Here is a 23407-nt window from a genome sequence, read left to right as displayed (position 1 = left end):
TTTTGGAGTTCGCGGGTGGAGCGGAGGGGCCCGGCGCATGGGTCGATGGACCGCGCCGGGCCCCTCCGTCATGTCGCTCAGCGGTGCGTACGTACGCTCCAGCGCCCCTCCGTGCGCTCCAGGCGTACGGGGTGGTCGAAGCACTTGCTGATCCAGTCGCCGGTCAGTACGTCGTCGACGGCGCCGGAGGCGAGCGCGGCCCCGTCGCGCAGGAGCAGCGCGTGGGTCGTGCCGGCGGGCAGTTCCTCCAGGTGGTGCGTGACCAGGACCGTGGCCAGCTCCGGGTGGGTCGTGCGCAGGGTGTCCAGGCTGTCGAGCAGGCGTTCCCGTCCGGCGAGGTCGAGGCCGGTGGCGGGTTCGTCGAGCAGGACGAGGCGCGGGCTCGGCATCAGGGACCGCGCGATCAGGGTGCGGCCGCGTTCGCCCTGGGAGAGCGTGGGCCAGCGGGCGCCGGCGCGGTGCGCGAGGCCGAGCAGGGCGATCAGGTGGCCGGCCCGCTCCTCCTGCTCGGGTGCCGGGCGCCAACGGGGCACCGGCTCGATGCTGTTCGTCAGCCCGGTCAGGACGACCTCGCGGACCGGCAGCGGGGAGCGCAGCGGATGGCGCGGGTCGACATGACCGACGTACGCCCGCAGGTCCCGCAGGTCGACGCTGCCCAGTCGGCGACCGAGCACCTCGACCGTGCCGCGCGTGGGGTGGGTGACGGCGCCGCAGAGGGCGAGCAGGGTCGACTTGCCCGCGCCGTTCGCGCCGAGCAGCGCCCAGTGCTCTCCGGGGCGGACGGTGAGGCTGACGTTTTCGAGGATGGCGCGGCCGTCGCGGACGACGGTGACGGCGTCGGCGCGCAGGACGGGTGGGGCCGCCTCCGCGGGCCTCGGGGCCGGTGGGGCCTCCCGGGTCACCGTGCCGTCCCCGCCCGGTTCACGGCGGCGAGGACGGCCTGTACGGACGCGGTCAGCACCGAGGTGTCCAGGCCCGCGCCCCAGCGGACGTCGTCGCCGATCCGGCACCGCGCGTACGCGACGGCCTCGCTGCCGCCGCCCTCCCCCACCGCGTGCTCGGCGTAGTCGAGGATGTCGACGCTGATCCCGGCACCGGCGAGGGCGTCGGCGAACGCGGCCAGCGGGCCGTTGCCCACGCCCTCGACGTCCCCCGCCTTCTCCCCCACTTGGAGAGCGCAGACGAAACGGTGCGTGCCGTCCGGGGCCCGGTCGGTGGTCCAGGAACCCAGCATCACCCCGCCGTCCAGTCCTGGCGCGACGTACGTCGCCCGGAACAGCTCGTACAGCTCCTTCGCCGTCGCCTCTTGGCCGCTGTCGTCGGTGGCCTCCTGCACCACGCGTGAGAAGTCGGGGCGCATGCCCTGCGGCAGGTCGAGCCCGTGCCGGGTCTGGAGCAGATACGCCATACCGCCCTTGCCGGGCTGGGAGTTGACGCGGATGACGGCCTCATAGGTGCGGCCGATGTCGGCGGGGTCGATGGGCAGATACGGGACCTCCCATGGCGCCTCGCGCTCCGGCACCCCCAACTCGGCGGCGCGGCGGGCATGGTGGGCGAAGCCCTTGCTGATGGCGTCCTGGTGGGTGCCGGAGAACGCGGTGTGGACGAGATCGCCGACGTAGGGGTGGCGGGGGTGGACGGGCAGGCGGTTGCAGTACTCGACGACCTCCCGCACGGCGTCGATGTCGGAGAAGTCGATCATCGGGTCGACGCCCTGCGCGTAGAGGTTGAGGGCGAGGGTGACCAGGTCGACGTTGCCGGTCCGCTCGCCGTTGCCGAAGAGGCAGCCCTCGACGCGCTGGGCCCCGGCGAGGACGGCGAGTTCCGCGCCGGCGACGCCCGTGCCGCGGTCGTTGTGCGGGTGGACGGAGAGGATGACGGAGTCGCGCCGGGCAAGGTTCCTGTGCATGTACTCGATCTGGTCCGCGTACACGTTCGGCGTGGAGATCTCGACGGTCGTCGGCAGGTTGTGCGTGACGGGCCGGTCGGGACTCGCGTCCCACAGCTCGGTCAGGCCGTCACAGACTTCCAGGACGTAGTCGGGCTCGGTGAGGTTGAACGTCTCCGGCGCGAACTGGAAACGGATGTCGGCATGCGGCCGCGCGTCGGCGAGCCGCGCCATGTGCGCGGCGGCCTCCTTGACGACGTCGAACACCTCGGCGCGTGACCGCCCGAGGACCACGTCGCGCCAGACGGGCGAGGTGGGGATGTACAGGTGGACGACGGCGCGCGGCAGCCCCTCGATCGACGCGAAGGTACGGTCGATCAGCTCGGGCTTGGCGGGCGTGAAGACGACAGCGGTCACGTCGTCGGGCAGCGCGTCGGCGCCGCGGCGTTCAGCGAGGTGGCGGACGAAGTCGAAGTCGGTCCTGCTGGCCGAGGGGTAGCCGACCTCGATCTCCTTGAACCCCATCGAGACGAGCAGCTCGAAGAAGCGCCGCTTGCGGTCGGTGTCCATCGGCTCGGCGAGCGCCTGATTGCCGTCGCGCAGATCGACGGGCACCCACAGGGGTGCGCGCTCGATGCGCGCGCTCGGCCAACTCCGCCGCGGCTCGGGGGCGTTCACGTCCACCCGCTCCTGGTAGGGCCGGTAGCGGTGGTGCGGCATGGGACCGGGGCGCTGCGGATTCCAGTCGTACGCGGGTGCGGTGCCGGAAGGGGCGGTGCCGGCAGGCGTGGCGCCGGAAGGGGTGGTCACGGGAGGTCTGCTCCTGGGGCTCGGTCGGATGACCGGCAGCACGGCACCCCGCGGCGGGGTGCCGGTCGCTTCAGGCCCCGCCGCGGCAGCCGAGAAGGAGGAGACCGCGGAAGATCATGGCGCTACAGTAGCGACACCTCAGGTCCTCAGACACGTACTCTTCAGACAAGTACTCTTCGGGCGACCACTCCTCAGACAACCACTCCTCAGACAAACCACTCCTCAGACAACCACTCCTCAGACCACGCCCCCCGAGGAGCCGTCAAGAGAAGACAACCGTCCGCCTCCCATGGCACAGAACCCGGTGCTCCGCATGCCACTTCACCGCGCGGGCCAGGACCTGGCCCTCCACGTCCCGTCCGAGGGCGGCGAGCTTCTCGGGTACGGCGCGATGGTCGACGCGGATGACGTCCTGCTCGATGATGGGGCCTTCGTCGAGCTCCGCCGTGACGTAGTGGGCGGTGGCTCCGATGATCTTCACTCCGCGCTCGTGGGCCTGATGGTAGGGCCTGGCCCCCTTGAAGCTCGGCAGGAACGAGTGATGGATGTTGATCACGCGGGACTCCAGTCGCTTGCAGACGTCCTCGGAGAGGATCTGCATGTACCGGGCGAGGACCACCAGTTCGACGTCCGACTCGGCGACGATCTCCATGAGTCGCCCTTCCGCCTCGCTCTTCGTGTCCCGGGAGACCGGGATGTGGTGGAAGGGAATGCCGTATGACTCGGTCATGGCGCGGAAGTGTTCGTGGTTCGACACCACCCCCGTGATGTCAATGGGCAATGCCCCCGCGTCGGCCCGGAAGAGCAAGTCGTTGAGGCAGTGGCCGTACTGGCTCACCATGACCAGCGTCCGCATGCGCCGGGCCACGTCGTGGATGTGCCAGTCCATGGAGTAGACCGCGGCGAGGGGCTGGAACTCCTCACGGAGCCGGGCGAGTCCGCGGTGGGCGCCGTCGGTGAAGTGCACGCGCAGGAAGAACAGGCCCTCCTCGGCGGTCCCGAACTGCTGGCTGTCGACGATGTCGCAGTCGGCCGCCAGGAGGAAGCCCGACACCGCGTGGACGATGCCGACGCGGTTGGGGCAGGACAGGGTCAGCACGTACTCACTGCGAAGCGGCGCCTCGGGCATCGGTTCCTCTTTCGGGATGGGGGCGGCTGGAGCGGAGGGCTGGCCAGGGGACTGCGGCCCGGGCGGACGGGCGCCCGTCCGTCCGCCCGCCCGGGCGATGGCGTGGCGGGGCCCGCGGGCCCCGCCACGTGGACCTCAGGCGCCGCGCAGGTGACCGCGGCCTTCGGGCGAGTTCAGCCACGCCACCCGGGTCGGGGAGGCCGAGCGAGGGCGGTTCGGCGCCGATCCCGTCGGCCCGCGCCTCGATGTGCTCCCGCCACGTGGTCGGCTCCGGGTCGCGCAGGTTGTACGTCCTGCCCGCCGCCCGCTCGTTGGTGCGGGCCGCGATCAGGACGTCGGCGGCGTGCTCCGAACAGGGGAGATCCACGGTGGCCGAGGGGCTCGCCCGGCGGGGTCCGGGCGGCCCGTGGCGGGGCTCAGGCCGCGCGGCGGGTGGGCGCGCGGAACGTCAGGGCGACGTTGTGGCCCCCGAACCCGGCCGAGTTCTTCACCGCGACGGTCTGCTCGTCACCGAGCTTGCGCGGCGCGCCGTGCACGACGTCGATCGACAGGTCCCCGTCCAGGCACGTGAAGTTGCGGGTCGGAGGCACCAGGCCGTGGTAGAGGGAGAGCACCGTGGTGATCGACTCGATCGCGCCGGCCGCGCCGAGGGTGTGACCGGTCATCGACTTGTTCGCCGAGACCGCGGGCCCGTGTGAGGCGTCACCGAAGACCTCCCGCATCCCGCGTGCCTCGCCCGCGTCACCGGCCGAGGTCGCCACGCCGTTGGCGTTGAGGCAGGCGACGTCCGCGGGCGACAGGCGGGCGTCGGCGAGCGAGGCCCGGATCGCCCTGGCGGTGCCCGCTCCGTTCGGCTCCGGCTGCACCATGTGGTGGGCGTCCGAGGAGACGCCCACTCCGGCGATCTCCGCGTAGATCCGGGCGCCCCGTGCCCGCGCGTGCCGCTCCGACTCCAGGACGAGCAGGCCCGCCCCCTCGCCGAGCACCATGCCGTCGCGTTGTACGTCGTACGGGCGGCAGGCGGCGGCCGGGTCGTCGACGCGCTGCGACAGGGCCCGCATCGACGCGAACGACCCGAGGACCATGGGGTGCAGGGGGGCCTCGGCGCCGCCCGCCACCACGACGTCGGCGGCCGAGCGGCGGATCAGGTCGACCGCCGTCGCCAGCGCCTGGGTCCCGGAGGAACAGGCGTTCACCGTGGCGTACGCGCCGGCCCGCGCGTTCACGACCACGCTGACGGCCGCCGCGGAGGCGTTGCCCATGGACAGAGGCGCGGTCAGCGGCGGTACGCGGTTCCAGCCGCGCGTCCGCAGCGTCTCCCAGCCGTCGATGAGCGCGGTCATGTCGGCCACCGCGGCCGAGACGACCACGGCGATCCGGTGCGGGGACACCGTGTCCGAGTCGAGGCCCGCGTCGCACCACGCCTGCGACGCCGCCGTCACGGCGAACTGTGCGGTACGGCTCAGGCGTACGCGTTGGAGGGGGTTGAGGCCCGGCCCCGGTTCGACCCGGACGCGTCCGCCCATCTGGGGCGGCATGTCCTTGGCCCACGGTGCGTCGTCCAGCAGACGGATGCCGTTCTCACCGCGCAGCATCGCCTCCCAGGTGCTGGGGACGTCGCCGCCGAGCGCGGTCGTCTCGCCGAGGCCGGTGACGACGACCTTGATCCGGTCCCGTTCCTCCTCGGCACCGGCCCCCGGCCGGGCGTGTTCCGGCACGCCTTCCATCTGATGAGCTTCCCCGCATGACTTCTCCTGTTCCAGCGTTGTGATGTGGTCCGAATGGGTGGCCCAGGTCGCCGCGGGCCGTGCGGCCCGCGGCGACCTGGGCGGGTGAGGGACGGGTGCGCGGTCGGACCGCTCAGGCCTGGGGACGCGCCGCCTGCGCGAGCCGGTCGGCCAGCTTCCCGGAGTCCTTCTTGACCTGGTTGACGAGCACCTTGCGCACCAGCGGCTTCGGCATGATGCCGAAGTAGTCGCCGGGGTTCACGTCGAAGGTCCAGTGCACGCCCGTGGTGCCGTCCGGGTGTTCGGTGTAGACGTAGGTGCCCACGTAGCCGAACGGGCCGTCCAGCGTGTGGAACTTCGAGCGGTGGCCCGGCTCGAACTCGTCGATCTCGACGGTGAAGGTCATCCGCTTGCCGATCAGCTGGAACGTGATCTCGTAGCGGCAGCCCGGTCGCGGTTCCCCGTTGAGCAGCCGCGCGTCCACACAGGCCCCCTGCCATTCGGGGTCCCTGGCCGGGTCCGAGAGGAGCGCGAACGCCTCCTGCGGCGGTACGGGGAGGTCGAAGGCGTACTCAGCTCTGATCATCGTCGGTGCCTGCTTCCATGTGGGGTGCGATCGCCTGGGCGGCGAGGGCGGCGTGCGGCGGATACATCACGGAGTTGTGGTCCCCGACGACGTCGATGACGTGCAGCGACCCCTTGATGAGGGCTTCCCAGCCGAGCTTCGGTCCGTAGTCGGCCGTCTCGTCCGCGGCGCGCAGCAGCAGCAGGTCGAGGTCGTTCGGCTCGGGGAGGTAGGTCTGCAGGGCGATGCCGTTGGCGAGGTAGGCCTCGAAGTAGCGCAGGATCTGCGCGCGGTCCGCGTCCTCGGCCAGGACGCCGATGGCGGCGGCCTCCTTGAGGATGTGGTCGAAGGCCGCGTCGCCGCCGAGTCCGCGCAGGAGCTCCGCCGGGATGTCGAGGGTCTTCCCGTACGGCACGGCGAGGTCGCGGGCGAACCAGGAGAGCATCGTCGAGTCGTCGGGCGCCTCGGGGATGTTCACCTCGATGGGGGCGCGGCTGTCGATGGCGGCGATGAGCTCGATCTCCTCACCCGCCGCGCGCAGCTGCCCGGCGACCTCGTAGGCGATCACACCGCCGAAGCACCAGCCGCCCAGCAGGTAGGGGCCCGTCGGCTGGATCTCCCGGAGGTATGCGATGTAGCGCGTGGCCATGGCCTCGACGCTGACCTCGGCCTCGCCCTCGTTCTCGATGCCGGGGGCCTCGACCGCCACGACCGGCCTGCCCAGCGGCAGGTGGCGGGTCAGTTCGACGTAGCAGAAGACCGTGCCGCCGAAGGGGTGGAACAGGAACAGCGGCCGCCGGCCCGCCTCTCCCTCCCGCAGCATGACGACCGGGACGCGCGAGCTCTCCTGGCCTCCTTGGCGTACGAGGGTGGCCAGCTCGGCGATGGTGCCCTGCCGCAGCATCACGGAGATCGGGATCTCCACGTCCCACTCCTCGCGGATGGCCGCGCTGAGCCGGACGGCGAGCAGGGAATGGCCGCCCACGTCGAAGAAGTTGTCGTGGATGCCGGCCTCGGGGATGCCGAGGATCTCCGTCCACATGCGGGCCAGCGTGATCTCGGTGGCGTCGCGCGGCTTCTCGAACGCCGCGTCCGAGGTCGCGGTGGGCGCGGGCAGCCGGTTGCGGTCGATCTTCTTGTTGGCCGTCAGCGGCAGTTCGTCCAGCGTGACGACGATGCCGGGCACCATGTACGAGGGAAGCGACACGGCTGCCGCCTTCTTGACCTGTGCCGCCGTCAGTTCGGCGCCGGGCTCCGCGACGAGGTAGCCGACCAGGCGGTCGTCGCGGACGACGACGACAGCCGCCGACACCCCCGCCACCGCTTGGAGAACGGCCTCGACCTCGGCGAGTTCGATGCGGTAACCGCGGACCTTCACCTGGTTGTCCAGGCGGCCGTGGTGCAGCAGCCGGCCGTCGCTCGTCCACCGGGCCCGGTCCCCGGTGCGGTACAGCCGCTGCCGGGGAGCGGCGGGCAGCCCCGTGACGAACCGTTCGGCCGTCAGTTCCGGCCGGTCCCAGTACCCGTCGGCCAGCCCGTCGCCACCGATCCACAGCTCGCCGGGGAAGCCCGGCTCGACGCGGCGGCCCTGCGGGTCGAGCACGTACAACTGCGTGTGGGCGAGGGGTACGCCGATGTCGACGCCGGAGGCGGGGTCCACCGGGCCCGCGGTGGACCAGATGGTGGTCTCGGTCGGCCCGTAGACGTTGCGCAGGCTCGCCACCCGGCCGGCCAGGAACTCGGCGAGGTCCAGGGGCAGTTCCTCGCCGCCGCACAGGACGTTCAGCCCCGGGCCGCCGCTCCAGCCGGCGTCGCGCAGCATGCGCCACGAGGTGGGGGTCGCCTGCATCCACGTCGCGCCGCAGTCCTCGATCCGGGCGGCCAGGCGGCCTCCGTCGGCAGCCGTCTCGCTGTCGCAGACGATGACACGGCCGCCGGTCACCAGGGGCAGGAACAGTTCGAGACCGGCGATGTCGAAGGAGATCGTGGTCACGGCGAGGAGGCTGTCCGAGGCGGTGAATCCGGTCTCCTCACCCATCGCGAACAGCAGGTTCACCAGGGCGCGATGAGGGATCGCCACCCCCTTCGGCCGCCCGGTGGAGCCGGATGTGTAGAGGATGTACGCCAGGTCCGGCGGGGCGGGTGCCCGGGTGTCGTCGCCGTCGGCCGCGAGCGCCCGCGACGCGGCGGTGCCGTGGACGCCGGCCGGCAGGTCGTCCAGGCGCAGTACGGGAAGGCCGAGCAGCCAGCTCTCCCGCAGGCTCTCCTGGCTCAGCAGCAGCCGCGCCCGGGAGTCGTCGGCCATGTAGGTCAGCCGCTCGACGGGGAGGTGGGGGTCCAGCGGCACATAGGCGGCGTCGGCCGCGAGGACGCCGAGGAGCGCCGCCACGAGGGGCGCGCCGCGCTCGGCCAGCACCGCGACGCGGTCGCCCGGGGTGACGCCTGCCGCCCGCAGGGACTCGGCGACCTCCCCGACCGCCGACTGGAGTCCGGCGTAACTCCACTCCTCCCCCTCGGCGACGACGGCGATCGCGTCGGGCGTGCGCCGGGCCTGTTCGCGGACGAGCTCGGGGAGCCTCGCCGCGGGCAGTTCGCGCTCCGGTCCCGTGCCCCAGGCGGTGAGCCGCGCCAGCTGCCGCTCGTCACCGCGGATGAGGCCGCCCAGCGGCTCGTCCGGGGCGCCGACCAGGGTCTCCACGGTGCTGACGTACGCGGCGGCCAGTTCCCGGGCCGTGCCCGCGTCGAAGATGTCGGTGTTGTACCGCAGGACACCCGCGTACGCCCCGGTCCGCTCGGCGCCCATCTCGATCCACAGATCGGTCTGGCCCTCCTGCTGGGGCACGGGGTACGGGCGCAGGGTGGCGCCCGCGACGGTCAGCTCGCTGCCCGCGTCGGGTTCCAGGAGGAAGAAGTTGTCCATGTCTCCCAGGAACGGGAGCCGGTCCCAGGCGAAGCCCGCCTGGTACAGCGGGGTCCGGCTCGGCTCGCGCGGCGGCGCCAGTTCGCGCACCAGCCAGGGGAAGGGCAGTTCCTGGGCCTGCATGGCGCCGAGCACGCGCTCGCGGGTGGCCGCGAGCAGTTCGCGGTACGTCGCCCGCTCGTCGACCTCGCCGCGGACGACCACGGTGTTGACGAAGTTGCCGAGGGCGTCGCGGACCTCGCGCCTGAGGCGGCCGGACGTCGGTGTGCCGACGAGGATGTCCGTCTGGCCGCTGAGCCTGCTCAAAAGCACGAAGTAGGCGGAGACCAGCACCATGTACGGGGTCGACGACGACGCGCGGGCCAGGGCCCGCACCGCTTCCGTCCCTGCGGCGGAGAGCGCGAAGGGCGCCGAGCCGCCGTCGTACGTCGGGGCCGGGGGCCGCGGGTGGTCGCCGAACAGGTCCAGGCCGGACGGCGCGTCCGCCAGCCGCTCGGCTTCGGCGCCGAGCAGCGCCGCGGCCGTGTCGGTCGTCAGGAAGGCGTGCTGCCGCTCGGCGTACGAGGCGAAGGCGGTGCCGTCGAGCGTGAACCGGCTCGGTGTGCCCTCCAGTCGGTTGCGCACCTCGGAGAGCAGGAGCCCGAGCGACCAGAAGTCGCACGCGATGTGGTGCGCCACGACCGTGAACGTCCAGGTGCGCTCCGCGGTGCGGTAGAGGTGTACGCGCCACAGCGGCGGCCGGGCCAGGTCGAACGGCGCGCGGCTGTCCGTCCGGATCAGGTCACGCAGGGCCTGGGCGGACAGGTCCCGCGCGTCGACGTGCCGCAGGTCGAGCGGCACGGTGTCCTGGACCCACTGCTGGGGCCCGTCCTCGCCGGGGCGGAAGCCGACGCGCAGCGCGTCGTACTCGCGCATGAGGTCGTCGAGGATCGCGGTGACCTCGCCGCCCAGCTCCGCGTCGGCGGTCGCCTCGGCGGCGAACACGACGTGGTAGGCGGAGCATCCGGGGTCCGTCTCGTGGATGAACCAGAGGCCGGCCTGCTGCGCGTTGACGAACGGCGTCGGGGCGGCCGAGCCCTCGGCGCCTGTGGTCGTCTGCGCCGTCATCACTCGGCGCCCGCGGTCGCGGGGACGAGCCGGGGGTTCAGCAGCGCCGAGAGCGCCTCGGCCAGGGAGTCCACCGTCGGGTGGTCCCACAGCAGGCTGGCGGGCAGGCCGGAGATCCCGCAGGTGTCCTCGATCTCCATGCTGATCGAGAGCGCCGCCATGGAGTCGAGGCCGTACGCGGTGAAGGGCTGGTCGGTCGCCATGTCGGCGGGGGAGATCCCCGCCTCGGCGGCCAGCGCCTTCACGAGGATGTTCCGGATGTCGTCGATCGTCATGTCGCTGTCGCTCATTACGGGGTGAGACCTTCCGATGGGTGAGAAGTCTGTTCAGAGGGCGTCGGCGGATGCGTGGCCCGGGCTCGCCTCGCGGGCGCCCGGCTGGGCCTGACGGACCGTCATGATGGAGAAGAAGGCGTTGTCGGCGCGCTGGGAGTTCATCCGGGTGAGGAGCGCGAGCGCCGTCGCCGGTGCGAGGTCGCCGACCTGGTACTGGTGGACTTCCTCGCGGTCCAGGGCTGCCTGGAGCCAGGCGCCGTCGGCGAAGAACACGCCGAGGTGGTCGCGGTTGAACAGCCAGATGCCGAGCGCGGCGACCTTGGCGTGCAGGGAGCAGAGCTCCTCGGCCAGCCTGATCAGCGGGGGCGCGGTGGTCTTGGCGGACGCCGTCGGCTGCCCGGCCGGCGCCGCCGTCCACCGCCGCGCCTCATCGACGCGTGCGAACACCGCGTCCAGCTCTTGGCGCAGTCCCTCGGCCCGGGTGCGCAGGGCGGCGAGCCGTTCCTCGTCGCAGCCGTCCGAGGGGGAGAGCTCGGCGAGGCGGCCGATCAGCGCGGGGAGGCCGGCGAGGACGGCGTCCCTGCCGCGGCCGAAGACGCTGCCACGGGCCGGGTCGAAGGCCGGCAGTTCGGCCCGCAGGTCGTACAGGGCCCGCCAGTCCTCGTCGCGCTCCCGGCCGTGGGCCTTGGCCATGGCGGGCAGCTGAAGGGCGATGCTGTCCAGGCACACCGGCTCGCTGCCGTCGAAGACGGAGACGACGGCGCTGTCACGGAGCATCTTCTGGAAGATGCCCTCGTGTTCGGGAGCGCGCATGTAGTAGCGGGCGCCGAGCGTGCGGGCGAGCACCTTGCTGTTGGCGTCGATCAGGCGGGTCACCTGCACCTTGGTGAGGTTGCCCCAGACGCTGAACTCCTCGGCGTACAGGTGCAGTCCGCGCATCGCCACGAGGCTCTCGCATTCCGCGACCAACATGCTCAGGTAGGCGTTGGCCAGGGATTCGGAGACGTAGGGGATCTCGCTCGCCGGGCCGTCGTACAGCATGCGCCGGGAGAGGAATCCGCTCGCCGTGCGCAGCATGGTGTCGCCCGCGCCGAGCGAGAGGCCGGTGCAGAAGGTCCGGGTGATGAGCAGGCCGCGCAGGGCCAGTTCGAGCCCTTCGCCCTCGGCGCCCAGCCGGGCCGAGGCGTCCACCCGGGCCCCGTCGAAGGCGACGCCGCTGATGTCGCAGCCTCGCAGGCCGTACGTGGGAACGCGGGGCACTCCGGCCACCGTGCCGGCTGTGACGTGCGCCTTCTCCAGCAGGAACAGGGACTGCCGGCGCTTGGCCGGGGTGCGCTCGTCCCCGGTGGTGCCGAGCAGCACGACGTGCGTGGACGTCTGTCCGCGGTTGATGGGCCATTTCTCGCCGGACAGGACGTACTGTCCGGCGTCCGGTGTGGCCAGGAATTCATTGGCGGCCAGGTCGGCTCCGTGCGCCGGCTCGGAGTAGGCAAGGCAGGGCACGACTTCTCCGCGGAGCGCTGCCGCCGCGTGCCTCGTCTGTTGTTCGGTGTCACCGCCGAGCCAGGCGAGCATCATCCAGATCTGCGTGGTCTCGCTCACCGCGAGGTTCATGTCCCTGCGCGCGATCACCCGGCTGAGCATGAGGATGTCCTCAGCCGTACGCAGCGCGCCGCCCAGGCGCTCGGGAACGAAATACCGATGGAATCCAAAGGCACGCAGCCGGTCGATGCCGACATCCGGCAGCTCTTCGCGTTCATCGGACTCCAGAGCCCGGACAAAGGACGCGGAGTTGCTTTCGAGCTCCGGATCCCCCAGCCACCGCTCCAGGCCCTCCGCCAGGGCCCGAGCGCCGGCGGGACGCCGTGCGGCCTCGTCGGGCACAGCACTCTCGGCGGGTCTTACGACCGTCGACTCCGTCATGTACCACTCCAATTTCACACAAGAAAAGAGCAGGGCTCACCCAGTGAGTCATCCGGTGACATACCGACCAAATCATCAGCGAAATGGATCGGAGTGAGGTGGAAATTCCTGAGGAGGCGCGAAAAAGCGCAGACACTCTCTTCTTACTGCGAGCCGGCCGCTTTTACGACCAGCAATTCGCAACCCCCGGAAAGTCGGAGCACGCGTCCAAGGCGGCATCGACCGGCGCGACCTGAATGACCCTCACCACATTGAGAGGGCATCGGTCCTCGCACTCACAAGGGCGAGTTTACGCCACTCGCGTTACCGAAGCCAGGACTTTCCACAAGATGACTTCCCGCCATTTCCGGAATTACTAACTCCGGGCCCCCGCGCTAGGGGAATGCACAAAAACGTACTCCCTGTTCTCGGCTCAATCGCCAACAAGAGAACAGGGAGTAAGCAGGAGGGCGGGCGGCGGACGACGGGGAGTAAGGGAGGGAGGGAGTGGCGGTGGGTTCCGCCCTCCGGGGTTCACAGTGCCGACGCACCGCTCACCGTGCGGTGCTCGACGAAAACCGTCAGCCTCAGCGCCGCGTACCGCCCGACACCGACGAGGCCGGCGGCGCAGAGGTAGACCACTTGCTGGTGCAGCGGCCCCGCGTCGGGGCGCAGCGCGTACAGAGCGGCGACGGCGCCCGAGGTGACCAGCCAGCCGACGGCGACGGTGGCCGCGCTCCGCAGATGCCGGGCGAGGTCCGGCGGGCCGTACCGAAAGGTGACCCGGGCGTGGAGTTCGGTGGTCACCACCGTGGAGGCGACCGTGACCAGCGCGTTGGCCACGATCCACGGAAGCCACTGCGAGAGGGGCACGAGCACGGCCGAGGCGGCCACCGTGACTCCCCCGCCGAGCCCGGCGTAGCGGGTGAAGCGGCCGAAGGCGACCGCATGACGGCGGGTCCTGATCATGGCGGAAAACCAACTCCGGGGGGCTCCGCGTCCCCTTCGTCGACCGGTGTGCCGGCACAACTGAGCGCGACCGTGTGTACGAGGGTCCTGCGCAGCGCCCGCCGCACCGCCGCGTCCCGCATGACGTGCGGGTACGCCGACGCCGACGATGACACCAACGGCGGTGACGGTGACGGCGCCGACGACGGTGACGGTGACGGCGTGTCGGGGGATTGCGCCGAGGCCGTCGCCACCGCGGCCCAGGGCGGTCGGCTCGGGCCCGCCCCGCCGTTCCCGGCGGACCTCATGCCGCGGTGAACAGCAGTACGGCGTTCTGCCCGCCGAATCCGAAGGAGTTGCTGACCGCGGCCCGGACCTCGCCTTCGCGCCCCGCCTTGGCCACCACATCGATGTCGGCCTCGACGTCCTGGCTCTCCAGATTGGCGGTCGGCGGCACGAACGAGTGCTCCATGCTGAGCACCGTGACCGCTGCCTCGATGGCCCCGGCCGCGCCCAGCGAATGGCCCAGCACACCCTTCACCGAGGTCACGGACGGCCGGTCGCCGAGGACCCGGCGGATGAGCCGGGCCTCCATCGTGTCGTTCAGCGGGGTGGAGGTGCCGTGCGCGTTGACGTGGTCGATGTCGCCGGGGCTCAGCGCGGCGTCCGCGAGAGCCGCGCGCAGCGCCAGTTCGGCGCCCGCGCCCTCCGGGTCCGGCGCGGTCGCGTTGTACGCGTCGGCCGAGGCGCCGTAGCCGCTGACCCTCGCCCGGACCCGGGCGCCACGGGCCTCCGCGTCCGCCTGACGCTCCAGGACGAGCACCGCGGCCCCCTCGGCGAGCACGAAACCGTCGCGCCGCGCGTCGAAGGGCCGGGACGACCTCGCGATGTCCTCGTGGCGTTCGGACAGCGCGCCCATCTGGCTGAAGCCGGTGGAGATCGAGGGGACCACGCACGACTCCGTGCCCCCGGTGAGCACCACGTCGCACGCGCCGCTGCGCAGCAGTTCCCGCGCCATGCCCACGGCCGTGGTCCCAGAGGCGCAGGCCGTCGCGGTGACCATGTTGGGCCCGCGGGCGCCGATCTCCATGGCCACGTAGCCGGCCGACATGTTGGGCACCAGCATGGGGATGAGTGTGGGTGAGACCTGCCGCGGGCCCGCCTCCCGCAGGACGTCGTACTGCTTCTCCCAGCTCCCCGCGCCGCCGAGGCCGCAGCCGAGCACCACGCCGACGCGGGCGCCGTCCCAGGCGGAGGGAACGAGTCCGGCGTCCGCCACGGCCTCCGCCGCGGCGGCGATCGCCAGCTGGTTGCTGCGGTCCAGCCGCCACGCCTTGCGCCGGCCGATCAGCGTGGCGGCGTCGAAGTCCGGCACGACACAGGCGAAGCCGACGGGCATCCCCGCGAGGCCGGGGACCTCCCGTGCCGCGGTGCCCGCGGCCTCACACACCCGGTCCCAGGTCGCCGTCGTGCCCACGCCTCCCGCCGTCACCATGCCGATGCCGGTGACGGCTGCGTCGAACGAGCCCGTACGCGCGGGCCCGACGGCGGGCATCAGGCACTCACCAGCTTCGCCTCGATCACCTTGACGGCCTGGTCCATGGTGTCCTCGGCCCGCAGTTCGTCGTCGTCGACGGCCACGCCGAACTCGTTCTGCAGGGCGAGGGAGATCTCGACCAGGGCCAGCGAGTCGAATTCGAGCTCGCTGAAGGTGCTGTCGTGACGCACCTCGTCGGTCTCTATGCCGAAGCCGCTCAGCAGGCCCACGAAACGCTCGTACACATCGTTCATCACATGACTCCATGATCTCGGTCGGAAAGAATCGGAAAGAATCGGAGAAAAATAGAAAAAGTATGGGCTGACCCGGATCGGAAATACGGGAATACGGGGTCCTCTCGGTCCGAGCGGGCTCAGGCCGGGCTGATGTCCGGCCAGCGCAGGGCGGCGGCGCCCCAGGTGAGGCCGCCACCGAAGGCCGTGGTCAGGACGCGGGCCCCAGGGGTCAGACGACCTGACTCCACGGCGTCGGCGAGGGCCAGCGGAATAGAGGCGGCCGCCGTGTTGCCGACCCTGTCCAGGTGGACGTGGCAGCGCGACCGCGGCAGCCCGACGCTGTCGGCGACCCCGTGCATGATGCGGATGTTGGCCTGGTGGGCGACGAGCAGATCGATGTCGTCGACGCTCCACCCGAACCGCTCGGCCACGGTCAGAGAGGACTGCGCCATCCGCTCCACGGCGCTACGGAAGACCTTCTTGCCCTGCATCCGGAAGAAGGGGTCGGCCTGCTGGGCCGTCGCCGCGCGGAACGGGTCACGGGAGCCACCCGAGGGCACCATGATCAGATCGCAGCCGCTGCCGTCGCTGGCGAGTTCCACGGGGCCGAACGCGCCCGGCTCGTCCGCCCGTCCGGCGCGCACGACGACCGCCCCGGCGCCGTCACCGAAGATGGCGCGGGCCGAGCGGTCCGCGGGGTCGAGGATGGTCGAGTAGGTGTCGGCCCCGACCACCAGGACCGTGCGGGCCGTGCCCGCCGCCAGGAAACCGGCCGCCGTGGCCAGCGCGTAGAGGAAACCGGTGCAGACGGCGCCGACGTCGAACGCCGGGACCGTGCCCAGGCCGAGCCGCGACGCGACGAGCGGGGCGGTGGCGGGGCACTGCCGGTCGGGCGTGGTGGTGGCCACGATCACCATGTCGACGGTGTCCAGACCGGCGGACTTCAGCGCCCGCCGCCCCGCCTCCACGGCCAGGTCCGAGGTCGCCTCGCCCGGCTGGACCACATGGCGCCGTCCGATGCCGGTGCGGCTGCGGATCCACTCGTCCGAGGTGTCCAGTTCCCGGCTGAGGTCTTCGTTCGTGACCACGTGCGGTGGCAGCCAGGTGCCCAGACCGCACAGGACGGGCGCGGGTGAGTGCGCGGTCGCCGTCATCCGTTCGGTTCCCCACTCCTCGCGTGGATGGTTGCGATCTCGTTCCGCCTGGCGGGTCAGACGGACGCACCCACTACGTCGTCCTTCGCGGCGTCCGGACGGACGGCGCCGTCCTCGTCGACGTCCGGCGGGATGGTCGACGACACCGCGCTGGGGTGCAGGTCCTTCGTACGCAGCATGAGGAAGCCGATGAGGGCTGCGGTGAACCCGAGGCCCGCGCAGAGGACCATGGCGTCCTGGAAGGCGCCCACGAACGATTCGCGCCCGGCGGCCGTCACCTGGTCGCCCAGCTCGCCCGCGCCCTTGGCCACGGTGTCGATGGCCCCGGCGCTGATGCCGTGGGAGGCCTCCTCCGCGGCTTCGGCGCCCATGGCCTTGCCTGCCTCGGAGGCGGCGAAGTCGTCGGCCACCCGGTGCTGGAAGAAGGCTCCGACGCCCGCGATGCCGACCGCGATACCGATCTGCTGGAAGGTCTCGTTGATGCCGGAGGCGACACCGGACTTCTCCGGTTCCGCGACGCCGATGGCGAGCGCGGCCCGGGCCGGGTTGAAGGCGCCCATGCCGAAGCCGGTGATGAGCATGCTCGGGAGGAGCACCGTCCACTTCGAGTCGGCCTCGGCCAGGTAGAGGAGCACCAGGCCGATGGACATGACGGCCGTGGAACCGCCGAGCAGCAACCGGAAGGGCGCCTTGCCGATCATGTTTCCGGCGATCGCGCCGGCCACGAACATCGCTCCGGTCAGCGGCAGGAAGCGCAGGCCCGTGTCCCAGGCGTCGAAGTGCAGGATGTTTTCGAGGTAGCTGGTCTCGAAGAAGATCGACGGCAGTGCCGCCGCGTTGCCCACCATGGCGACGAGGGAGATGCCGACGAACGTGGGGTTGCGGAAGAACGCGAGGTCGATCATGGCGCGCTCGCCCAATCGCCGCTCGATGGTCACGAACAGCGCCAGGAAGACCGCGCTGATGGCGAAGAGGCTGATCGTGAAGCCGCTGGTCCAGCCCTCTTCAGGCGCCCGGATGACGGCGAAGACCAGGGTGCCGAGCGAGACGCTGAAGGTGAACAGGCCCGCCCAGTCGGTGGCGGGAGCCTTCCGGTTGAACGACTCGCGGACGCGCAGCACGCCGATGACCATGGCGATGATGCCGACCGGGACGTTGATGTAGAAGATCCAGCGCCAGGAGAGCGACTCGGTCAGCGCACCGCCGATGAGCGGGCCGGCCGCGACGGCCAGACCGACAGCGGCACCGAAGGCGGTGAAGGCCGTCGCCCGCTCCTTGCCGTGGAACTCGTGGCCGAGCATGGCCGGGCCCACCGCGAACATGACCGCCGCGCCGACGCCCTGGACCGCGCGGAAGACGCTCAGTGCCGTGGCGTCACCGGCCAGGCCACAGGCCAGCGAGGCGGCGATGAAGATGGCGAAGCCGATCTGGAAGAGCTTCTTGCGGCCGTGCCGGTCGGCCAGTGAGCCCGCCGCCACCAGGAAGATCGCGAGCGTCAGGGCGTAAGCGTCGAACACCCACTGCAGGTCGGCGAAGCTGCCCTGCAGATCGTCGTGGATCTGCGGGAGTGCGATGGCCACCACGCTCAGATCGAGCATCAGCATGAACGTCCCCAGCGAGACGATCCCAAGAGTCCACCACCTCATGGGGGATGGCGTGTGTTCCGTGGTCATGCAGGGCTCCTCAACCGTCGGTGTTCAAGACCATCGAAATTTAGACGATCCAGAGAACAATGGTCAAGGTTCATTGCGTCGCAGACATTGATCTGCGGCACGGGGACTCCGGCGAACAGCCGTGGCCGAAAAACGGAGGCACGCCCCCCGCTCATGGCACATCCCAACGGAACGTTGGTACCTTCGATGCTAGAAACAACCGATGATTGGAGGAGAGGGCTTGTGACTCGCAACTGCGACGCCGAGCAGGGCACAGCACGGCAATCGCCCCGGGAGGACTTCCTCGTTGCCGAGAGTCCTGGGTACTTGCTCCACAAGGCGGCGATGCTGCTGGACGAGGACGCGGAGAGCGCGCTGACCGGTGCGGTCAGCATGCGCACCCGCTACTTCCTCGTCCTGGCCTCGCTGGCCAGTGGCCCCGAGCTGTCCCAGCAGGATCTGAGCAGACTGCTCAATCTCGACCCGACCACGGTGGTGTCGGTGATCGACGAGATGGAACGCAACGGGCACGTCGAACGCAAACGCAACCCGGCCGACCGGCGACGCTACAAACTGCACCTCACGGACGCCGGCCGTGAGGCGCTGGCCGAGGCGAACAAGGTGGCCTCGGAGGTCGAGTCGGCCTTCTTCGCCCCGCTGACACACCACGAGCTCGGGATGTTCCGGGACATGCTCAGCAAGGTGATGGCAGGCCGCTGGCCCGCGTCCGTCTGCTCTTGAGGGCAGCCTCGGGAAGCGGATTCGGGCAGCTGCGCCTGCGGGCGCGGCGCCGGGCCACGGAAGTCCTTCCCAGCCGGACACACCGTGACCTGGCGCCGCGCCCGCCAAGTAGCCGTCAGACAAGCAACCGTCAGACAGGCAGCCGTGAGACAAGCAACCGTCAGACAGGCAGCCGTCAGACAAGCAGCCGTCAGACAAGCAACTCCCGGACGAGTAGCTTGTCTGACGAGTAACTTCCAGACACGTTCCGCTCCGCCCCCGTCCGCCCGAAAGGCCCCCGCCCGATGCCGCTCGACTCCGTACGTCCCAGCCCGCTCGTCGAGCAGGCCGCCGCCAGCCTGCGCAAGCAGATCACGGGCGGCCAGTGGCCCGTCGGCACCAAGCTCCCCGGCGAGACGACGCTCGCCAAGGAACTGGGCGTGGGCCGTTCCACCCTCCGCGAGGCCCTGCGCGCGCTCACCGGTGCCGGGCTCGTGCGCGCCCGGCAGGGCGCCGGCGTCTTCGTCGTCGCCACGGAACCCGTCGCGGACTGGCCGGCCCGGCTGCGGCGGGCGGCGGTCACCGACGTGTACGAGGTGCGGATGCTGGTGGAGGTGCAGGCTGCCCGGCTGGCGGCGATGCGGCGCACCGACGAGGACATCACGGCGATGCGGGCCGCGCTCGACGCGCGCAGGGCGGCGGCGGCCGAAGGCGACGCGGCGTTCGTCGACGCCGACATCGCCCTGCACGCGGCAGTCGTGGCAGCGGCGCGCAATCCCGTGCTGACCGACCTGTTCGCGGAGTTCATGCCCGCGCTGCGGCAAGGCCTGATCGGCCTCCTCGAACTCATCGACGTACGCCGCGAGGAGGCGAGCCACGGCGAGGCCTCGCACACCGAACTGGTGCGTGCCGTGGAGTCGAGGGACGCCGAAGGAGCGGCGCGGGTGGCACAGGCCGAACTCCAGGCGACGCTAGGGCTGTTGCTCGGTCAGAACTGAGGGGTCCGCCGCCCCTCGTACGCCCCCTCACTCACCGCCCGGCTCCTTCGCCGTCCGCCCTCTCACCCTCCGAACCCTCCTCCGAACCCTCCTCCGAACCCGCCTCCGCCCCGCCCGCCCCGCCCCCATAAAGCCGCACCGAGGCGTCCACATGTGCGAGTCTGCGCATCGCGTTGAACACCGCCTCGCCGAGGACCGTGCCGATCACCACGCTCTCCACGCGGTCCTCGACCGCCACCCGCCGGTCCACGTAGCCGAGGTCGGCGCGGGCGACGAGTTCGGCGGCGTCGGCGTACTCGTCGAGCAGTTCCGCGTACGCCCCGTGGCCCAGCCAGGCCAGGGCCGCCAGCGCCCGTGACAGGTCCCCCGCGGCGGGGTTCGACTCGTGTGTCCGCCAACCGCGCCGCGCGATCAGCGCCTCGACCGCGGCGTTCGCGGCGTCCGCCTCGGCGTCGTCACCGGGGATGACGCCCCCGCCGCCGAGCCGGTCCGCCGCCGCGCCGAGGACCTTGTGCAGGGGGCGGCCCGGGTCCTCGACGGCGCCGAGTACCTCCGCGACGGCGGCCACCTTCAGCCCGCCCACCTCCAACAACGCGCGGATCAGCCGCAACCTGCGCTCGTGCGTGTCGTCGTAGTGCGCCTGGTTGGGGCTGGACAGTTCGCCCGGCGGCAGCAGGCCTTCACGGACGTAGTACTTGATCGTCGGCACCGGAACGCCGGTCCTGCGGCTCAACTCACCAATACGCACGGCCCGCTCCCGCTCCAGTTCATCAGATCCCCCTTGCCAACCCCCGGACCCATCATAGATAGTGGCGCTATCAGATAGCGGATAGCGCCACTATCTATTCTCGCGGACCGACCGCAGACCGGCCACAGGCCTGAGACCAAGGGGAACCCATGCCCATCCGCACACCCATCCGCACACCCTTATGGCGTTCATGGCACCAGCCACTCGTACTGTTCTCGGCATCCATGGGCGCCCTGGCCCTCGTGTCCGCGGTGGGGCTCGTGGTCGACGACCGGGTCCTCACGGGTGCCCGGATCTGGGCCAAGCCGTTCAAGTTCTCGCTCTCGTTCATCGCGTACGGACTCTCGCTCGCCTGGCTGCTGTCGCTGCTCGACCGCGGGCGACGCGCGGGATGGTGGGCGGGCACGGTGGTCGTGGCGACGAGCGTCGTCGAGATGGTGATCATCACCGGCCAGGTGATACGCGGGGAACGCAGCCACTTCAACCACCAGACCCCCTTCGACGAGACGCTGTTCAACGTGATGGCCATCGCCGTCGTCATCCTCTGGCTCGGCACGCTCGCCCTCGCGGTCCTCCTCCTGCGCGCCCGGATCGCCGACCGGGCCTCTGCCTGGGCGTTGCGCTGCGGCATCGCCATCGCGCTGGCCGGAGCCGCCGTCGGCTTCCTGATGACACAGCCCACGGCCGGCCAGCGGCGCGGCGAGTCCCCCGTGGTCGGCGCGCACAGCGTGGGCGTCGCGGACGGCGGCCCCTCGATGCCGCTGACCGGCTGGTCGACGACCGGCGGCGACCTGCGCGTCCCGCACTTCGTCGGCATGCACGCGCTGCAACTTCTCCCGCTGCTCGTCATGGCACTGACCGCGCTCGCGCCACGCGTCGCCCGCCTCGCCGACGCGCGGGTGCGGCTGCGGCTCGTCCTGCTGGCCTCGGGGGCGTACGCGGCACTCTTCGCCCTGGTCACCTGGCAGGCGTTGCGCGGTCAGCCGCTGATCCACCCGGACGGCGCGACCCTGACGGCGGCGGGCCTGCTCGCCTGCGCCACAGCCGCGGCGACGTACGCGGCGCTGCGGGCCCCGGCCCGGCCGCCCGGCCCCGAAGCCGCCGCTCCACCACGGGACTTCCCGAAGCAGTCTCCCCCGCAGGACGCGGAGCTCGTGTCATGACCGGATTCCTCTTCGAGCTGTCGTTCTGGCTGGCCGCCCCGGTCTGGCTCCTCATGATCTTCGCGCCCGGCCGGCGCCCGACCGACCGGCTGGCCGCGTCACCCCTGACCGTCGTCCCGATCCTCGTCGTCCACCTCGCGATGGCGCTCCCGGTCATGCCCGAACTGTGGTCCGCGGTCAGCGGCCCCGACATCGACGGCTTCCGCGCACTGACGGCGCGGGCCAACGGGGCCGGGGCGATCTGGGCGCAGGTCATCGCCTGGGATCTGCTGCTCGGCCAGTGGATGTACCGGGAGTCGCGCCGGCTCGGCGTGCACCCGGCGGTGACCGGGCCGCTGCTCGTCCTGACGATCCTGCTCTCACCGTTCGGCCTGCTGGTGTTCCTCGCGCTGCGTACGGCACTCACCCGGCGGCGAGCGGTTTCCGGCGCCGTACCCGCACCCTCCCGAACGGGCCCCTCCTGAACGGGCCCTTCCGAACGGCGGCGGGCGGGCCGGAATAGGCGGCCGGATCCGGAGGTTACCTCCGTTACGACAGTGCTTCACCACGACCGCGATTCACCCAAGGGGCAGGCATGAAGATCGGCATCATCGGCGCGGGCAACATCGGCGGCAACCTCACCCGCCGCCTCACCGCCCTCGGCCACGACGTCTCCGTCGCCAACTCGCGCGGCCCGCACACCTTGACCGCCCTCGCCGAGGAGACCGGCGCGACGCCCGCCCCCGTCGAGGAGGCGGCGCGCGGCGCGCAGGTCGTCGTCGTGACGGTCCCGCTCAAGGCCGTGCCCGAACTCCCGGCGGGCTTCCTCGACGGCGCGGCGGAGAACGTCGCCGTCATCGACACCGGCAACTACTACCCCCAGCAGCGCGACGGCAGGATCGCCGAGATCGAGGAGGGCCTGACGGAGAGCCGCTGGACGGAACGGCAGATCGGCCACCCCGTCATCAAGGCGTTCAACGGCACATACGCCGACGACATCCTCGACAAGCCGCGCCCCAAGGGCGCCCCGGACCGCGTCGCCCTGCCGGTGTCCGGTGACGACGAGGCCGCCAAGAAGGTCGTACGCGAGCTTGTCGACGAGCTCGGCTTCGACACCGTCGACAACGGCGGCCAGGACGAGTCCTGGCGTCAGCAGCCCGGAACTCCCGTGTACGGCAACAGGGGTGGCGTCGAGGAGATCCGCAAGGCCCTCGAAGCGGCCTCCCCGGAGCGCGGGGCCGACTGGCGCGCCTGACACCGCGCTCCCCCTGCCCCCGCCCCCCGCTTCCCGCTCCCCCGGAGCAGCGGGCTAGGGCGACGCCCACTCCCGCAGCGCGTCCTCGCTCTCGAAGCGGGCGACGTTCTTGTCCAGAGGCGTCGACGTGTACTGGTGGAACTTCCACTTCGCCTTGATGCGGGGCTTGCCCGCGCTCACGTAGTCGGCGATCCACAGGCCGTCGCCCGCGTAGGACGTGGTGTCCCGGTTCAGCCAGAAATCGCGATTCGCGTACAACAGGACCCTGTGGTTCGGCCGCAGCCGCTTCACCTCGCGGATGAAGCGGTCCTTCTCGCCGTTGGTCGCACGCGTGTGGTCCCCCGTCCACTCCCAGTCCACCGCGAGCAAGTCCCCCGCTTTCTCGGGGGCCTTGCTCACGAAGTACTTGGCCTGGTCCGCGATGTTCCCCGGCCACAGGAAGTGGTAGTAGCCGACGACACAGCCGCCGTCACGGGCCAGCTTCGTCTGGGCGGTCAGTTTCGGGTTGACGTACGAACGTCCCTCCGTCGCCTTGATGATGACGAAGGAGAGGCCCTCGGTATTGAAGGTCGACTGGTGGGAGCTGACATCGATGCCGCGCAGCATGGGGAGACCTCCGGGCGGGGCGGTACGGCGGGGGGGTTGTGAACTGCCCCTTTTGTGCCCGGCGGTGACATTGATCAACCGTCAACCG

20 protein-coding genes and 1 pseudogene are annotated in these 23407 nt (G+C 71.2%); 6 read left to right on the top strand and 15 right to left on the bottom strand.

The features are described from left to right. Positions 1–77: 77 nt before the first annotated feature. The 9 genes from ACOBQB_RS36525 to ACOBQB_RS36485 all read right to left on the bottom strand — a co-directional run bounded on the left by ACOBQB_RS36525 (position 78) and on the right by ACOBQB_RS36485 (position 13292). Positions 78–902, bottom strand: coding sequence for an ABC transporter ATP-binding protein (locus ACOBQB_RS36525; RefSeq protein WP_423598143.1), 825 nt, complete (start codon positions 900–902; stop codon positions 78–80). Beyond that, the gene (gene leuA / locus ACOBQB_RS36520; RefSeq protein WP_423598983.1) at positions 899–2608 is read right to left on the bottom strand and encodes a 2-isopropylmalate synthase; all 1710 of its coding nucleotides are present in this window, start codon (positions 2606–2608) and stop codon (positions 899–901) included. Before leuA ends, ACOBQB_RS36525 begins: the two co-directional genes overlap by 4 nt. A 352-nt stretch (positions 2609–2960) precedes the next feature. Next, positions 2961–3827: a formyltetrahydrofolate deformylase gene (purU, locus tag ACOBQB_RS36515; protein WP_423598141.1), complete on the bottom strand. Its 867-nt coding sequence runs from the start codon at positions 3825–3827 to the stop codon at positions 2961–2963. Between the two features lie 416 nt (positions 3828–4243). Further along, on the bottom strand, positions 4244–5554 hold the full coding sequence (locus tag ACOBQB_RS36510; RefSeq protein WP_423598139.1) for a beta-ketoacyl-[acyl-carrier-protein] synthase family protein: 1311 nt from the start codon (positions 5552–5554) through the stop codon (positions 4244–4246). Positions 5555–5687: 133 nt separating this feature from the next. Continuing rightward, entirely contained in the window at positions 5688–6140 is a 453-nt protein-coding gene (locus tag ACOBQB_RS36505; RefSeq protein ID WP_423598137.1) for an SRPBCC family protein, read from the bottom strand. Beyond that, positions 6127–10146, bottom strand: a complete 4020-nt coding sequence (locus ACOBQB_RS36500; protein ID WP_423598135.1) for a non-ribosomal peptide synthetase — start codon at positions 10144–10146, stop codon at positions 6127–6129. The genes ACOBQB_RS36505 and ACOBQB_RS36500 overlap by 14 nt, the downstream gene beginning before the upstream one ends. Next, positions 10146–10436, bottom strand: a complete 291-nt coding sequence (locus ACOBQB_RS36495; RefSeq protein ID WP_423598133.1) for an acyl carrier protein — start codon at positions 10434–10436, stop codon at positions 10146–10148. Before ACOBQB_RS36495 ends, ACOBQB_RS36500 begins: the two co-directional genes overlap by 1 nt. A 36-nt stretch (positions 10437–10472) precedes the next feature. Then, a complete protein-coding gene (locus tag ACOBQB_RS36490) occupies positions 10473–12344 on the bottom strand; it encodes an acyl-CoA dehydrogenase (protein WP_423598131.1) in 1872 nt (623 codons plus the stop codon). A 513-nt stretch (positions 12345–12857) separates the two neighbouring features. Then, a complete protein-coding gene (locus ACOBQB_RS36485; RefSeq protein WP_423598129.1) occupies positions 12858–13292 on the bottom strand; it encodes a GtrA family protein in 435 nt (144 codons plus the stop codon). Positions 13293–13364: 72 nt separating this feature from the next. Between ACOBQB_RS36485 and ACOBQB_RS36480 the strand changes: the two genes are divergently transcribed. Further along, complete coding sequence (locus ACOBQB_RS36480; RefSeq protein ID WP_423598127.1) at positions 13365–13589, top strand: hypothetical protein; 225 nt, start codon at positions 13365–13367, stop codon at positions 13587–13589. On the opposite strand, the gene ACOBQB_RS36475 is transcribed toward ACOBQB_RS36480, so the two are convergent. The 4 genes from ACOBQB_RS36475 to ACOBQB_RS36460 all read right to left on the bottom strand — a co-directional run bounded on the left by ACOBQB_RS36475 (position 13576) and on the right by ACOBQB_RS36460 (position 17871). After that, positions 13576–14826, bottom strand: a complete 1251-nt coding sequence (locus ACOBQB_RS36475; protein WP_423598125.1) for a beta-ketoacyl-[acyl-carrier-protein] synthase family protein — start codon at positions 14824–14826, stop codon at positions 13576–13578. The two genes, ACOBQB_RS36480 and ACOBQB_RS36475, sit on opposite strands and share 14 nt — an antisense overlap. Next, positions 14826–15062 carry an acyl carrier protein gene (locus ACOBQB_RS36470; protein WP_423598123.1) on the bottom strand — a complete coding sequence of 79 codons (237 nt, stop codon included), beginning with the start codon at positions 15060–15062 and terminating at the stop codon, positions 14826–14828. Before ACOBQB_RS36470 ends, ACOBQB_RS36475 begins: the two co-directional genes overlap by 1 nt. Positions 15063–15181: 119 nt before the next feature. Beyond that, positions 15182–16198: a beta-ketoacyl-ACP synthase III gene (locus ACOBQB_RS36465; protein ID WP_423598121.1), complete on the bottom strand. Its 1017-nt coding sequence runs from the start codon at positions 16196–16198 to the stop codon at positions 15182–15184. A gap of 56 nt (positions 16199–16254) precedes the next feature. Continuing rightward, positions 16255–17871: an MFS transporter gene (locus ACOBQB_RS36460; RefSeq protein ID WP_423598119.1), complete on the bottom strand. Its 1617-nt coding sequence runs from the start codon at positions 17869–17871 to the stop codon at positions 16255–16257. A gap of 222 nt (positions 17872–18093) precedes the next feature. Here ACOBQB_RS36460 and ACOBQB_RS36455 point away from each other — a divergent pair, with 222 nt between their 5' ends. Both ACOBQB_RS36455 and ACOBQB_RS36450 read left to right on the top strand, forming a co-directional pair. Further along, the gene (locus ACOBQB_RS36455; protein WP_423598117.1) at positions 18094–18591 is read left to right on the top strand and encodes a MarR family winged helix-turn-helix transcriptional regulator; all 498 of its coding nucleotides are present in this window, start codon (positions 18094–18096) and stop codon (positions 18589–18591) included. Between the two features lie 284 nt (positions 18592–18875). After that, positions 18876–19568, top strand: a complete 693-nt coding sequence (locus tag ACOBQB_RS36450) for a FadR/GntR family transcriptional regulator (RefSeq protein WP_423598115.1) — start codon at positions 18876–18878, stop codon at positions 19566–19568. Positions 19569–19599: 31 nt separating this feature from the next. Here the strand turns inward: ACOBQB_RS36450 and ACOBQB_RS36445 are convergent, their stop codons facing one another. Continuing rightward, entirely contained in the window at positions 19600–20316 is a 717-nt protein-coding gene (locus ACOBQB_RS36445; RefSeq protein ID WP_423598113.1) for a MerR family transcriptional regulator, read from the bottom strand. A 224-nt stretch (positions 20317–20540) separates the two neighbouring features. On the opposite strand from ACOBQB_RS36445, the gene ACOBQB_RS36440 reads away from it, so the two are divergent. From ACOBQB_RS36440 to ACOBQB_RS36430, 3 genes and pseudogenes are all read left to right on the top strand, one after another. Beyond that, the gene (locus ACOBQB_RS36440; protein WP_423598111.1) at positions 20541–21479 is read left to right on the top strand and encodes a hypothetical protein; all 939 of its coding nucleotides are present in this window, start codon (positions 20541–20543) and stop codon (positions 21477–21479) included. Beyond that, positions 21476–21943, top strand: a complete 468-nt coding sequence (locus ACOBQB_RS36435; RefSeq protein WP_423598109.1) for an ABA4-like family protein — start codon at positions 21476–21478, stop codon at positions 21941–21943. The genes ACOBQB_RS36440 and ACOBQB_RS36435 overlap by 4 nt, the downstream gene beginning before the upstream one ends. Positions 21944–22044: 101 nt before the next feature. Beyond that, positions 22045–22713: pseudogene (locus ACOBQB_RS36430) on the top strand (NADPH-dependent F420 reductase); the annotation flags it as partial. Between the two features lie 54 nt (positions 22714–22767). Here the strand turns inward: ACOBQB_RS36430 and ACOBQB_RS36425 are convergent. After that, positions 22768–23319, bottom strand: a complete 552-nt coding sequence (locus ACOBQB_RS36425; protein WP_423598107.1) for a glycoside hydrolase family 25 protein — start codon at positions 23317–23319, stop codon at positions 22768–22770. Positions 23320–23407 lie beyond the last annotated feature (88 nt).

Origin of the sequence: Streptomyces sp. G5(2025), assembly GCF_049542075.1 — a bacterium.
Classification (GTDB): Bacteria; Actinomycetota; Actinomycetes; order Streptomycetales; family Streptomycetaceae; genus Streptomyces.
The sequence above is the reverse complement of the archived record's forward strand: the minus strand, read 5'-3'. Positions and strand labels throughout refer to the sequence as shown.